Source organism: Paenibacillus allorhizosphaerae, assembly GCF_042659105.1.
In the GTDB taxonomy this organism is placed as follows: Bacteria; Bacillota; Bacilli; order Paenibacillales; family NBRC-103111; genus Paenibacillus_G; species Paenibacillus_G allorhizosphaerae.
In genome coordinates, this window is sequence record NZ_JBHSRV010000037.1 from 1 (window position 1) to 14,358 (window position 14,358).

Sequence of the window (14,358 nt, forward strand, 5' to 3'; positions counted from 1 at the left end):
CTCATACGGGCGTTTACCGAAGCCCAAACGGAACAGCGGCTTGATCTCCTCTTCATTTCGGTGATGAATCATCCATGCTTTAGTTGGGCTAGCATCCATTTCGGCGTAGGCGACTCCGGTTTTCCAATGCAAGTCCTCGTAGGAGGGAGGCACGGTATTCGGATTGTCCAAGCCGCGGGGAGCGCCCATTGGCCAGCGGTCCGGCTCAAAATTGATGATGTACAGATATTCCTCAGTCCGAATGGCCCGCTGCGGATAAGGCAACTCGCCTTTGCGAGCGGAGGGGACATGCCTCTCCCGGCCGGTCACGACAAAGGTGCGCCCCGGGTCCACCTGACCGCTTATCTCGCTCAGCAGAACCGGCAGCAGACTGCGTCCCGTCATCGATTCTGGAACCGGCATCCCCGCCGCCTCCAGGAAGGTCGGCGCCAGATCCATCAGGTTCACGAAGTCGTCGATGACCCGTCCCGGCTGGATATGACCCGGCCAACGCATAGCGAGTGCGACCTCGCAGCCGATATTGTACAGATTGCATTTGCCTCGCGGCATTCCGGGAATCCCGTGGTCCCCGCTCACGACGATCAGCGTCTCGTCGAGCTCGCCTAACTCCTCCAGCCGCTGCAGAATAATGCCTAGTCCGGTATCCAGCGCTTGGCATTCGCCCAAATAATCGCAAACATCCTCTCGAACCTCCGGAACGTCCGGCAAAAATGCGGGCAGACGGCCCATGAGATCGTCTGGATTCAGCCCCCACAGCGCCTTGCCGGAACCCTGCTCCCACGTACGATGGGTATTGGTCGGACCCCACCAATAGCAAAACGGCTTTCCCTCCGGCCTGGATTCCATGAAAGAGTCAAAGTTCATTCGAACTTCGTCTAGAAGCTCTCGCTTGGCTGCTTCTATCCCGATCTCCTGCGCGCGCTTGGTGGCATGGTGAGAAAACTTGCCGAAGTTGGCGCCACCCGTTACATACGCGGTTCGCTTCCCGCCATACGGAGCATTGGCGGTTTTCCCGGGAGACCACACTTTGTAAGTGTGGCCGATGTGGTAGCCGTTTTTCTCCAGCTCAAGCGGATAAGTCGGAATCGTTTCGTCCCAGACGGCCCCGAGCAGAATGGCGCCGAGACCAGTCTGCCAAAAATATTGGCCGGACAGCAAGGAACTGCGGCAAGGTGTGCAGCTCGGCGCCGGAACGGAGGCATTCATAAAGAGCGCGCCTTCTCGGGCGATCCGATCGAAACTCGGAGTGGAGATAAGCTTATTGATAGAATCAGGTCCTTCGTGCTCGGCATAAATGCTGGCATAGCGTCCCCAATCGTCGGCGAAAGCAAACAAGATATTCAAATAGAAATCACCTTTCCTTAGAAAGATTTTTACGTCTCCTCGGCAAAATAATCATTCAAAATCCTTACCTATACCACTCACCCACTAGTACAAGCATATTTATAGATTCATCCAGAAATACATTCGACAGTTATTTCCAAAATCCTTTGTCTTCTTCATTAGAGTGACTATTAAGCACTTCTGCCCTTTAGTTTAATGAAAAAAAATGCCCCATAGCAACGGGCTACAGGGCTAAGGTTTATATTTAAAGGGGGTCAACTCTTATTATAGGCTACATTTGTTAATGTAAGGTGAAATGATGATTTCAAGTTTATTACAAATTACTGTTCAATGAACATTAAAGTGGAGTTGTCCTTTTGGCAGCTCCACGCTATCGTCTCCCGTAACAACCTGGTTTTCTCTATGATTCGCCAATTCATCCTTTATTATTGCTCAATCAAGCGGAATCTCCACAACCGTGTCATACGCCTTTATATAATGAAGCCCTTGGATTCACAAATACTCCGGCTGCCCGGTCGAATCGAACAATAGTGATCGTTCCTTGAGAATTCGACCGTCCTCCAGTTTCATCTGCCGCAACAAACCCTTCACGTTGAGGACAAGTAATCATGATTCCTTCGTTTGTTCTTGACATCTCCGCATTGCCGCGCGGTTCAAGCTGCTCAAGATTGCTCATAAATGCATTCACTGAACAAATCCTCCCTTCACTCATCTTTTGTATTGGATTCTGTGAAGTACACAGGTTTAATCTATCTCGCCTGATTATTCAGGATTTGCAGCATCTTTTCCAGACACCCGACACCTTTCTCCTCTTCAGCTCTCGCTTCAGTCAGAAGCTGAATCGCCGCCTCTGCCTGCTCCGGATCGTTCGGATCGCCGCCCTTCGGAAATGGGAATCTGTTTCTGAACGCTCCGAAGCAGCCGGAGACCTTGTCATAATGGCGGGCCGCTTGTCCGGCAAGCGAACTAAGTTGTTGGTTTTCCCCATCTTCACCTTGCAACTCTATAGCTATCCGCTCCATAAACTCAGCTGCATACATTCGCTGATCGTGAACATACAACCCGTGGAGCGTATTTCCGAACACCTCGACATTCCGCTTCTGAAACGCCTCGATCCATGCGCCGTAGCCGGCTAGGCCATTGCGATACTGAGAGTCCTCCCGCTTGTAACCTTGTTCGTAGGCATGCTGCACCGCCATTCGGAGAGCTCCCTGCAGCATCTTCTTTTTGTCGACCGGCTTTATCTCCGTCACGGCCATCACGTACATTTCGTGCACCTGGCCACGACCTAATTTCTCGTATGGAAGCTCTCCGTCTTTCGTTACGTCACGACAACGCAGTGTGCGGGTTTCATCGTTAAATCCGTAGATGACCCCGAATTCCGGAACGAACAAATCCCATGACAAAAGAGGGATACCTCTGTCCAAGCTCCAATGGATCATCTCCAGTGCGCGCTCCAATTCCTCCGGTGTAGGAGGAACTTCTGTCGGTCCACCTTCATATCGCGTTTGGACGCCCAAATTGGCGAACTGCTCCTGATGGTGATGCGGCCATTCGTACGCCGAGTACCCCGCAACGTTCACCCGTTCACGATCAATGATAATTCTGAAAGCGTTAGCCGTATAACCGTATACTTCTACTAAAGAAAGATGTTTTAGTTCTGTATATTGCAGAATCGAATACATGGAGCCAATATCGGTCACATTGGTGTGAGTAAAGTTTTTAATAAAATTAGTAAATGGTTTCATTACTGGCACTCCCTTGGTTGAAATAAAATTGGAGGAGCAAGGAGCTTAGCTTTAGGTTTCCCTGAGTTTCTGCGCTGTTTAACGTACATGTCGACGTGCAAGCGGATTCTTTCACGCTGCAGCTTGCTGCGAGCACGTGAGATGCTGTTGTACACATTCGCAATTGACGTATCCAGCATGAGAGCAATTTCATTCGGTGTGACGTGCCTGAAAAAATGAGCTTCAAAAATTTCCTTCTCCCTTGCGCTCAGACAGGCAAACAATTGCCGAATACCATTAACCAGCTCTTTGCGCATAAGAGCTGCAGCCGGATCCTGCGCTTGCTGAACGGCATCTTCCGAATGACGGCTTAAGTGAAACAAGATTCGGTCCATATCGCGCCAATTATTGGTTCCTCCGATGCTATCGCCTGCCGGAGCCATTCGGCTCCCACGCGTAGGTTCCGCACCGGCTCCGGTCTCGAGCCCGGAAAACGGACGCTCCTTGGCATAGGGCCCTCCTCGACGAAGCTTCATATACGCTTGATTGCGCACAATTTTGGATACCCACGGCCCAAATCTACTGTGCTCCACAAGTCTGCCCACATGAAGGAATGCTTGCACGAGCGCTTCCTGCACAACGTCTTCCGCCATGTGATGGTCCTGAGTTAACGAGTGAGCCCAATTGTACATCTTAGCCCGGCTTCGCCGCACGAGCTCGCCGAACGCCTGCCGATCGCCTTCTCGTGCCATCCCGGTAAGGGTCTCTTCGGATAATGATTCGAGCGTTTCTTTATTCTCGAGATCTCCGATCGAGTCGTTAAGTACAGGATTCGATTCGCTCCGTTCTTCGTTCCACCTCATATTTTGCCTCTGCAGCACGCACCAAGCTCCTTTCACTTCCTTATATGGTTAATGCCAACCGGAAGGAGGTTCTATCATGAATTAATAATTTTTTTTAAAAAAGTTATGAAGAACAAACAGTTTATGGACTGTTTTTCCATAAATTCGACAAGTTTAGATGTTTCCCTTTTTTCCATTTACTATAGTGTCATTAGATATCAGCAGCTTTTTCCGGGAGCTTCTTGCGCCCATATAAACCAAATAAAAATAAACATACCAAACACTATGCCTGCGGAGAATAATTGAAAAAGCGATAACCTAGGACAAGAAAACAAGTCCTAGACAATCGCTTTTTCATTGATCTATCGTTCCCGGTTAGCAAAAAACCATCGAGTGATTCCAATGTTATCGTATTGATTCTTCACATAATTGTTCTAGAACTTTGGGAAGGAAATCGAGTTTACTTACGGCGGCCTGCGCGGCCGGTGCAGAGGTCGCGTAAGTCCCTTGTTGCGGCCCCGGCCGACCGCCCCGCGGCCCGCGTCGGCGCGGCTACAAAAAATAAATGCTCGATTTTCGGCGGTATTATTTTTCGGAAATGATACAATTATACAGTCTTCCAGTCAAGAATGAATGATGTAAAGGTATTATCAAGGAGGAGGATTATATATGATATCGGCTGACTTAAAACACACGTATTATCAGGCGCTGCTCGAAAAAAAATCCGAATATGAAGGCATTTTCTATGTAGGAGTCAAAACGACTGGCGTATTTTGCCGGCCAACATGTCCAGCTAAAAAACCCAAATTCGAGAACTGCGAATTTTATGGGACTGCCAAAGAAGCCCTTCTGGCATCGTTTCGACCCTGCCAGCGATGTCGCCCGCTGTCACATCCTAATTATGTATCGGAATTAGTTCAAAAACTAGTGAACGCAATAGAAGAAAATCCGGAACACCGTTGGACGGAGGAAGACTTGCGAAGCCTATCCGTGGATGCTTCTACAGCTCGTCGCCAGTTTAAAAAGAGGTTCGGCATGACGTTTGTTGAATATGCCAGAGCCCGGCGAATGGGATTAGCACTGAAACAGATCCGGGGAGGCAACGCGGTCATCCATGCCCAGCTGTCTACTGGCTATGAATCCGGCAGCGGCTTCCGGGATGCGTTCTCGCGTATTATGGGGACAGCTCCCGCCCGACTGGGAGACCAGCAGATTTTGAAGGCATCGTGGATTGATACAAGACTTGGTCCTATGATGGCTATTGCGAGCGAAGAAGAGCTTGTTTTACTCGAATTCGTCGACCGCCGCGGGTTGGAGCGTGAGGTTGAGCGTCTGAGAAAGAGAACAGGATCCGCGGTCATACCAGGCAAGACGCCCGCGATATGTTCGATCGAACAAGAGCTGGAACGATACTTTGCAGGCGAGTTGAGAGAATTTAAAACGCCGGTGAATCTGTTGGGTTCGCCTTTTCAGAAAAAAGTTTGGGAGCAATTACGGGACATTCCGCCAGGTCAAGTGACATCTTACGCTGAGATTGCCGCGGCCGTTAGAAAACCGACCGCTTATCGCGCTGTAGCCCAAGCGAATGGAGCTAACCAACTGGCGATTGTCATTCCATGTCACCGCGTGGTTAATTTGAACGGCAATTTGGGAGGATACGGAGGAGGCTTGTCCCGAAAGCAATGGCTACTGGAACATGAGAGGATCACCTCCACCAAGGAAGTGCCCTTATGATCAAACGTACGCAATCGGGCAAATGGTCCGTTTTGTTCGTCGTCACGCTTGTATCCTTTATTACGAATCTGGATGCGACGATTGTGGTTAACGGTCTCCCTCCGCTCATGGAGGATTTGCATCTATCGCTTGAAATGGGGATGTGGACGCTTACTTCGTTCTACATCACAAGTACCGTATTTCTGCTTCCATCCGGTCGTTGGTCAGATATGTTTGGAACGAAACGGATTTTTCTAGGGGGATTCGCTCTTTTCACCATAGCTACCTACCTTTGCGGAATGGCAGGTTCCGGCACGGTGTTGATCCTCGCTCGTCTGCTGCAAGGAGTCGGTGCAGCTATGGCGATGGCAGCATCCACTCCGATCCTGATGCGGACATTTCCTCCCCACGAGCTTGGAAGGGCCCTTGGTATCAACAACATCGCATGGGTAACCGGTTCTCTCCTCGGCCCTGTTGTTGGAGGGGCCCTTATCGGCGGGTTCGGATGGCGTTCCATGTTCTACGCAATCGTTCCGCTCGGGATCTTGGGCTTGATCGCAGGAGTTCTCATTTTAAGAGAATCTGAGGAACTCGAGAAAGCAAGTACGGATTGGCTCGGCTTATTGACCTATGGGACTGGATTAACCGCTCTTCTGATTGTTCTGTCCGAAGCGCAAGCCTGGGGATGGGCATCGGCTAGAACGCTTGGGTTGCTCGCAATGGGAATTCTCTTTTGGATCGCGTTCGTTTTCATTGAGAAGAAGGCTCGAAACCCTTTGTTTGATCTGAGTCTCCTTAGTTATCGGGACTATACGATAGGGCTCGGAATTACCATGAGTTATTGCATCGGTTATTTCGCTGTCTCCGTACTTTTGACGCTGTATTTACAAGGTGTACAAAACCTCAGTCCACTGGAATCGGGGCTCATGTTGATCCCCTTATCCGTACCTCAACTGTTCATGGCTCCATTCGGAGGCAAGCTTGCGGATCGTTTCGGCCCCTCAAGTATGATTTTGCTCGGATCGTTTCTAATCGGTTTTGCAATCCTATTACTCGGGCAGCTTGGCCCCGAGCTGTCGAATACAACTATCATTATCCCGCTTTTGATTATTTCTGCAGCAACCGGGCTTTCCTGGCCATCACTTGCTAAGGCGGTGCTGACAGCGGCACCACAAAACCAAGCAGGGCCCGCATCGGGGGTGTTCTGGACGCTATACAATATGTGCCGGGCTATCAGTCAAGCACTTGTTCTGGTCATTATCCAATGGATAGCGAAGTCCGATGTTGCTTCTCAGTTGTTGTCCGGGGCAAAAAGTGATGAATTAACTCAATCAAGGGATGCCCTTATTCATTCGTCTAATGTTGGTTTTCGGTTGTTCGCTGCCTTTCTTGCACTTGCCATTGTGCTTGGAGTATTTCTACGACGGCCCCACGAAAAACGGCAGGAGATTCACGCGATTAAAAATATGGAAAAGATCGATTGATCCTTTCTTGCCATTTACGATGTTATGTAAACATCGTCGGGAATGGGATAATGTTCTTGTCAATTTCGGGAATGGGATAAAGTTCTTGTCACGGAGAATTGACAAGAACTTTATCCCATAAAACAAGAAAGCCGCGATACACGCGGCAATGAATGAGATAATGTTCTTGTCACCCGACAAAAAACCTGTCGGATGTGTTCGGCGACACAAACATATGCGCTTTCGCGACACAAACATATACGCTTTCACCGAATTTCAGTTAACCGTTTTGCTATTATAGTATCTTTCAAAATGCTCTAACAGTTCATGAATTATAAAAATCGGAATCGCTTGATATACCTCTTCTTTCAGTTGTTCTAGCATCGTTAGCCCCTCCTGTTCTCCAGAGGATGGTCTACAGCGGCCTGTTCGATGGCGAGCCCTGCCCGGTAACGTTCGATGAAGGCTTCGAACCCTTTCACATCCGTGGCATCCGGAGCCATCTCCTGACCTTCAACATCTTGGAAGTCCTTCCGTTCGAGGAAGTCCTCCCAGGCGGAGGAAATTCTTAACAAGAAGATTGACATGGAAAAAGAAAGCAAACGATAAAAAAGCGAGTAAGGAATGGATCGGCAAAGGTGGCAGACGGTGCGCTTGATTATGGTCTGAACGAATGCGATTACGGAGCGAAAGCTGATCGAGTAACCGATACGGCGCCTTACGGACGGCGATTGACGATGCCATGAAGCATGGCGGGAATCGTAATGCTGCATTCGGGACGTATATAGAACTTCATATCCATATTTTTTGGCAGCAACGTTTGCATCAGCGGATATGGAGCCGAGATCCGCTTTGAACTGCACCCCAATTGTTAGACACACACATCTAACAATTGGAGGTGCTTTTTTTTGGCTAAATTTTCTCTTCACCTCGGGCAGTTTGGAGCTTTCTCTAGAACTCTGTCGTAAGTAAACCGTTGTCCACTTGAACCTAATGTTGATTCTCCAATCTCCTGATAGACCAAATTCCGTATTTGTTTGGAATCTTGATGATCATCAGGTTCAAATATCGTTCATACTTTAGTTGATTTTATCTTTCTTAGAGATCCTTATTTGAAACAATCGTATCTTCTCTATTTACCGACTCCTGCCTGACCCGCGACATTTTTTCGGTTGGGTGACCGCTCTGGATTAGGTGTGAGGGCATCCTCATATGCACGATAGACGTCCCAGAAATGCTTTCCCGTCGGGTGAGCTTCGTCCTCCCATTCATCCCGCAGCTGCAAGAGCCTAATCCTCAATCGATGGCTTATCTCCCGATAACCGTCCACATCGAAAAAGTTGTTCATCTCCAGCGGGTCCAGCTCCAGATCAAAAAGCTGCGTCAGCTTCACATGCTCCGTCCGGTATTCCAACAGCTTGTAGCGCTTATCCTTGATACCACGGATTCTCGATTGAAAAGCCAGATACAGATCTTCCCGAATAACGGCGTTCGGGTTCTTGAGCAGAGGAGCAAAGCTCTTCCCTTCTACTGAGTGCGGCACCGGCACTCCGCACAGATCGCACAATGTTGGATAAATATCCAGCAGATAAACATATTGGGCGCATCTGACTCCTGCCGGAACTCCAGGTCCGCTTATTAACAGGGGCACGCGAATGCTGTGTTCGTAGAGATTCTGCTTACCCATAAGACCGTGCTGTCCAATGGCAAGTCCGTTGTCCCCACTCAGGACGATGATGGTGTCCTTTAGCAATCCCTTTGTCTCCAAAGCATCTAGCAGCAAGCCCACATTCCAATCAAGATGGCTGATCATGGCATAATAATCGGCTATATGCTGCTTGATTCGTTCGGGTGACCGGGGATAGGACTCCAATGACTCGTCCCTGCCTTCAGACCATCCGTAATTTACAACAGGCATAGCGGAAAAATTAGCTGGTAATTCCATATCCTCGGGACGATACATAGTGCGAAAACGCTCAGGCATTGTTCGCGGATCATGAGGGGCCAGATAAGATACATACAGAAAAAACGGCTTGTCATCATTGTAATCCTCAATATAGCGAAGTGCTGAACCGGAGAACAACTCCGTGGAATGCTGTCCTGCATTGATTTTCTGAGCACGGACCACAACAGAATCATTGCTAGTAGTAAAGCTCGGGGTGTAGTTGATTGTGCTGTCATAACGCCCCTCCGGAGAATAATCGTTTACTGGAACGTTCCAATGATCCCACATTCCACCAAAGAAGATATTCTCCCCGTCATTAAAACTTCTGGCATAGCTATCTGTACCGTTATGCCATTTTCCAATGCCGCAGCAGTTATAGCCTTCCTTCTGAAGCTGCTCACCTAGCGTAATATGCTCCGGTGGAATTTGCTGCCCCTTATCTTTCAAATGGAACAAGGTTCGTCCAGTATGCAGCATCGCTCGGCTGGGCATGCATACCGCCCCTGCCGTTCCCCCCGGGATATGAGCATGCGTAAAACTCGTGCCTCTCTCCACAAGCCTATCCAAATTGGGAGTCTCAATCGTTTTGTTGCCCAGGCCGTGAATCGTATCAAAACGTTGATCATCGGTAAGTAAAATAAGTACATTAGGCTTTTTGAGCGCCATCGTTAAATAACCTCCTCAATATAATAGGACCAAGGATGTATGTCACGCGCTATGAAGAAATCCACCAATTCCCGGCTCAGGAACCTCTTGGCGATACCTACACTGTACTTGTGAATAGGTACCTCTGTTGACGGAATGCAGCCTATCCGCCCATACCAAGACGACGCTATGACCTCCGTTCCGACCGAACCGGTCAGAAGGAGGCATATACTTACGTTATGTATAACTTAACCATTAAACAAACAGCGATTCGTCGATCGTTTCTAGCGAATATTTGCCCTTTGGTCCTGCAGCCCGGCTGATCCATTTGCCCTTCGTAAAATCCGGAATCGCTACAGGAGCGCTGCCCAGCGCTACCGATTCCTCGGACAAAACGGTAATCGCCATCCAAACAGCCGTATCGTAAACGTCTATCGGAGTTTGAGTATCGTCCCGGACGCTTTCCACAAAAGCGCGCAGCACCAAATAGTCCATACCGCCGTGTCCGCCTCGCACGCCGTCCCGGATATATTGTTTCCATAAAGGATGCTCGTACTGCTCCCGGTAGCTGTCAAACGACTCCCATTTATGCTCCGGGCTTCTGCCTTCAATATGGATCGAGTTGTTATCTTCCGTCCAAATGCCTTTCGTGCCTTGAACGCGGCCGGCTCTCGAATAAGGACGCGGGAGCGTCGTATCGTGAATGAGCATTATCGTCTCGCCCTTGGCGCATTTGATCATTGTCGTCAAGATATCGCCTTGGGCAAATTCCGTCTTGGCAAACTCGCTCGTTTCGCCGAACTTATCGGTCGCCCATTGGCGGATGCCGCGTGTTTTCGATGACATCGAAGTCAAGCTGACGAGTCTGTTGCCGTTGTTAATATTCAAAATTTTCGAAATCGGCCCGAGTCCGTGGATCGGGTACAGTTCGCCGTTCCGATTCAAGTAATTGCGGAAGCGGTTATGCCGGTTTTGCTCGCCGAGCGCCACTTCATGGCGAAGATCGTGCTGGTAGCCGCACTGACAGTGAATCAGTTCGCCCAACAGCCCTTGCTTCACGATGTTCAGCACTGCGAGCTCATTACGGCCGTAGCAGCAGTTTTCCAGCAGCATGGCCGGTTTGCCCGTTTGCTCGGACGTTCTGACCAGCTCCCAGCATTCTTCAAGCGATGCGGCCCCCCCAACTTCGAGTCCGGCATATTTGCCTGCTCTCATCGCCGCTATGGCGATTTCCGCGTGCGTTACCCAAGTCGTGGCGATAATAACCCCTTGCACATCGTCTCTCGCGAGCAGTTCGCGGTAATCCGCGTAGCCGGTGGCTTTCGGCCGACCTGTCCCTTCAACGATTTCGAGTCCCATTTGCAATCTGTCTTCAAACGGGTCGCATACAGCTGGTATTTCCACGTCTTCCATTGCAAGCAGATTTTTGAGCAGACCTCTCCCCCGGCCGCCCAATCCAATAACCGCCAGTTTCACTTTACCGTTGTTCCCCATTGCCCAATCCCGCCCTTCCGCGAATTCACGCCGTATTGAATCGTACAATAGCTCAGGATTCATCGTACTAAAAACGATATAATCCGGCAATGCCCATAAACAAAATCTTCCATCTGATATGGTACCTGAATCCGTGATCACATAAACTAATATTATGAAATTAATGATATTATTTATAACTCAACTTTCGCAGCCTAAAATCCGCAAACAAGCCTTGATGTAACTGGGCAAACTGGCAATCCAATTCTGGAGTTGACGCTTAACCATAGCGGAGAGCCTCTTACCTGCCTTCGCAGCGACTTCGTTGATGAGATCGAGCAGTTGTTGCAAGGCTACCGTCCAATCCTGCGTACCGACTTCTTCGCGTAGCAAATAAACAGGCCGCCAAAAGAGCGCGCATCTGTGCTTTGCTGATGCTGCCAAGCCAGTAGAATATAGCGTGAAAATACAATCGTCGTGTGGCTAATCAGTAAATCGTAAGAACGACCCTGAAACTCCTTCTGCAATCGAAGCAGCGATTTCGTGCATTTGAAGAAGACCTCGATGTCCCAGCGAATCGCGTAAATACGAATAATGTCTTCTACAGCGAGGGTCAGATCGGTCGTCAGCACGGCGAGCCATTCATTCTTCTTTGAGCGGTGCCGGACAAATACCACATGAACCGAGGTGCCGCAAACCAGCTCCGTTCGAATCGAACGGAGAATACTATGCTTCTTGCTCGCTACGGGTGAGGCAACCGCGTAAAGATCTTTGAGCGACAACTTTCGGCCTTGAACAAGGAATCGTTTATTGTCGTTCTTGACCATGCCGATCACATCGAGTCCGCGGGCGACGACTTCACCGATAAGTGGCGCATGCGTGAACCAACTGTCCATTAAGACGTAGGAGGCGCTGACTCCGGCTGCTAAAGCACGATCCAGCATGGACGCAATGACTGTGGGGCCGATTGCAGTGCTTCCTGGCGACGTTTATAGCCGTGCGTGCGCTTATCGATATGCTCGTTCAAGCCATTGATGGCAGACTTCCTTGAACTGAGCAGCGCAAAATCCAGCGGCAAGAAGGTGTGACCATCCGACCACCTCATAGTAAGCATTCCAAATCCTTTGTAATACGCACCGGTAGCATAATCCTTGAACCGGGCAAGTAGCTCAACGGCTTTGCTGCAATTGCGTTCGAACATGGAATCGTCGAAGATGAAGACGGCGTCTCGATCCACAGATGTAAGCGCACTGACCTTCTGTACCGTGGCGACGCTGAGCATCGTTAGAAAACGGCGCCAAGCAAAACCAGCATGGTTGAGAAAGCGGTAAACCGCATCCTTGCCAGGCAGGGAGTCACTCTTATTGCTCTCAAGTAGACGAAACCAGTTCTTCTGATGGAACAACAGGAAGAAGACGAGTTGGAGCAGCTGCGCACAACTGAACCCAAATCGCTTACGGAATCCGGCTTGTTGTAGATACTGCAGGACTTTCAATTCTTGAAATACAGGTTTTAATTCGTTCGGTAGTTGATTCGAATCAGATGGATGGGCTATCATAGGGTAGACACCTCTTCGGTTTGAAGTGATTGCTCGACACTCTCACTTTACCAAACGAAGCGGTGTTTTTCTATTTTGTAAGCTAAGCATCTGATCGCCTAGGAGGCCAACAGCATTAAGTGTTTAAGCCGATTTTCGCTCTGCGAAAGTTGAGTTATTACTTTCTTCGTACTGACACAATTGCCATTGCAGTAATGGGAAGTTGGTCTATAATTTCTTTGCTGTCGCTCAATATTCCTATTACCCCATAATGGTTTGCCATAGAATTTGATGTGTGTTGAATTACCTTCGCACCATCCAATTCAGTCGGAATCATCATTATCAGTCCCCTCAACTTATTGTGCTAACCTGCCCTTTACTTCAATGAATCAAAGAAGAGCTGTCCTAGCGGCAGCTCCAAGCTATCGTCTCCGTTAGCGTAACGACGCCTCGTGATGCACTGTATTGAGCTCTCGTGGATTTTCTACAATTCATTTATTCATTAAAAAAACAGCTTTCGGGTAGCCCTCTCCAGGATTTTCTATGAATATCCCCTACAGTATTAGTCGATCGGTACCATGCAATGTACTTATTGTCATTTATTGAGTATGTCACTTTATAATACGTATTTCCAACCATATCTTCATTATAAGGAGTTTGCTTTCCATTAATTTTTACTATATTAATGACCTTACCTTTATGAGAAGTGATCACCCTTTCTATTTCTCGTTTATGTTGATCATTTCCTGCGAAACTCACAATTATTATCAATGCTATAAGAAATAGAAACCCTAACAAAATGATTATGACCTTGTGGTTAGTTTTCATTGCAAGCTATCACCCTCTATTTAATCCTAGCCATTTTGATAACCATTCTTTTTACCTCGGCTCATGACTTCCTTTAATTTTACCTCGTTATTTCAACTAAAAAAACAGTCTGCCGAGGCAGGCTGCTCTTTAGCCTATCGTTCTCCGCTAGCATAGAGACTGTTGATTAATCATTTCAACCAACTTCATGGCGGTTTCTTTTAAACGTCCTTTTGCATTTGTGGAGTCTAATGGTTCTACCCAGGCAAAACCATCGGAATCATAGCGAGGAAAGATATGCAAATGATAGTGAGTTAAATCGTTAAATTTCCCATTGTTTTGAAGAATGGTAACACCATCAGGTTGAAAATGAGATTTTAGTAATTTAACGAGTAATCTGGATGTTTTCATAATCTCGTTTGCTGTGATTTCATCTAAATCATCGACCTCGTGGTAATGTTGCTTAGGCAGTATTAGCATGTGCCCTTCATTTAATGGTGCGATATCCAGAATACAAGTCACCAAATCATTTTCGTAAATAATATTTGCTTCAGTTTCTTTATTTGCTAATTGACAACCTAAACAAGAACTCCCCGGCACTTTTCTCACCCTTATTGTCCATAATCTATATCTTATTCGACATTAATTTCCAATCATCCTGTCCGTTAGGTGAGAAATTAGGCATAATAAAGAGACGATGGATCGGATCCCATCGCCACACTATCGTTACCCGTTAGCTTAATGCTATAGGTTCCTTAAGTGATTGAAAAGCGTTGCCGCTTTATCTTCTCGACCTAGATCTCGGTAGGCTTGTGCTTCGTATTCAAGTGACAATACTGGGATATTCATATTTACTACATTG

At 48.1% G+C, this 14,358-nt stretch carries 9 protein-coding genes and 1 pseudogene; 2 read left to right on the forward strand and 8 right to left on the reverse strand.

Annotated features, from left to right (window positions below):
• From ACFQI7_RS36825 to ACFQI7_RS36840, 4 genes are all read right to left on the reverse strand, one after another.
• A partial coding sequence (locus tag ACFQI7_RS36825) for a sulfatase family protein (RefSeq protein WP_377518551.1) occupies nucleotides 1-1,344 on the reverse strand: 1,344 nt, incomplete at its 3' end.
• A 460-nt stretch (nucleotides 1,345-1,804) separates the two neighbouring features.
• On the reverse strand, nucleotides 1,805-2,032 hold the full coding sequence (locus ACFQI7_RS36830) for a hypothetical protein (RefSeq protein ID WP_218103410.1): 228 nt from the start codon (nucleotides 2,030-2,032) through the stop codon (nucleotides 1,805-1,807).
• Nucleotides 2,033-2,093: 61 nt separating this feature from the next.
• Nucleotides 2,094-3,092, reverse strand: a complete 999-nt coding sequence (locus ACFQI7_RS36835) for a hypothetical protein (protein ID WP_218103409.1) — start codon at nucleotides 3,090-3,092, stop codon at nucleotides 2,094-2,096.
• Nucleotides 3,092-3,952 carry an RNA polymerase sigma factor gene (locus tag ACFQI7_RS36840; RefSeq protein WP_218103408.1) on the reverse strand — a complete coding sequence of 287 codons (861 nt, stop codon included), beginning with the start codon at nucleotides 3,950-3,952 and terminating at the stop codon, nucleotides 3,092-3,094. The genes ACFQI7_RS36835 and ACFQI7_RS36840 overlap by 1 nt, the downstream gene beginning before the upstream one ends.
• Before the next feature lie 630 nt (nucleotides 3,953-4,582).
• Between ACFQI7_RS36840 and ACFQI7_RS36845 the strand changes: the two genes are divergently transcribed.
• A complete protein-coding gene (locus ACFQI7_RS36845; protein WP_218103407.1) occupies nucleotides 4,583-5,647 on the forward strand; it encodes a bifunctional transcriptional activator/DNA repair enzyme AdaA in 1,065 nt (354 codons plus the stop codon).
• A complete protein-coding gene (locus ACFQI7_RS36850) occupies nucleotides 5,644-7,110 on the forward strand; it encodes an MFS transporter (protein ID WP_218103406.1) in 1,467 nt (488 codons plus the stop codon). Before ACFQI7_RS36845 ends, ACFQI7_RS36850 begins: the two co-directional genes overlap by 4 nt.
• A gap of 1,111 nt (nucleotides 7,111-8,221) precedes the next feature.
• Here the strand turns inward: ACFQI7_RS36850 and ACFQI7_RS36855 are convergent.
• The 4 genes and pseudogenes from ACFQI7_RS36855 to ACFQI7_RS36870 form a co-directional block, all read right to left on the reverse strand.
• On the reverse strand, nucleotides 8,222-9,700 hold the full coding sequence (locus ACFQI7_RS36855; RefSeq protein WP_218103405.1) for a sulfatase-like hydrolase/transferase: 1,479 nt from the start codon (nucleotides 9,698-9,700) through the stop codon (nucleotides 8,222-8,224).
• A gap of 234 nt (nucleotides 9,701-9,934) precedes the next feature.
• The gene (locus ACFQI7_RS36860; protein WP_218103404.1) at nucleotides 9,935-11,173 is read right to left on the reverse strand and encodes a Gfo/Idh/MocA family protein; all 1,239 of its coding nucleotides are present in this window, start codon (nucleotides 11,171-11,173) and stop codon (nucleotides 9,935-9,937) included.
• A gap of 180 nt (nucleotides 11,174-11,353) precedes the next feature.
• A pseudogene (locus ACFQI7_RS36865) lies at nucleotides 11,354-12,710 on the reverse strand (IS4 family transposase).
• A 954-nt stretch (nucleotides 12,711-13,664) separates the two neighbouring features.
• On the reverse strand, nucleotides 13,665-14,105 hold the full coding sequence (locus tag ACFQI7_RS36870; protein WP_230415817.1) for an HIT family protein: 441 nt from the start codon (nucleotides 14,103-14,105) through the stop codon (nucleotides 13,665-13,667).
• Between the last annotated feature and the right edge of the window lie 253 nt (nucleotides 14,106-14,358).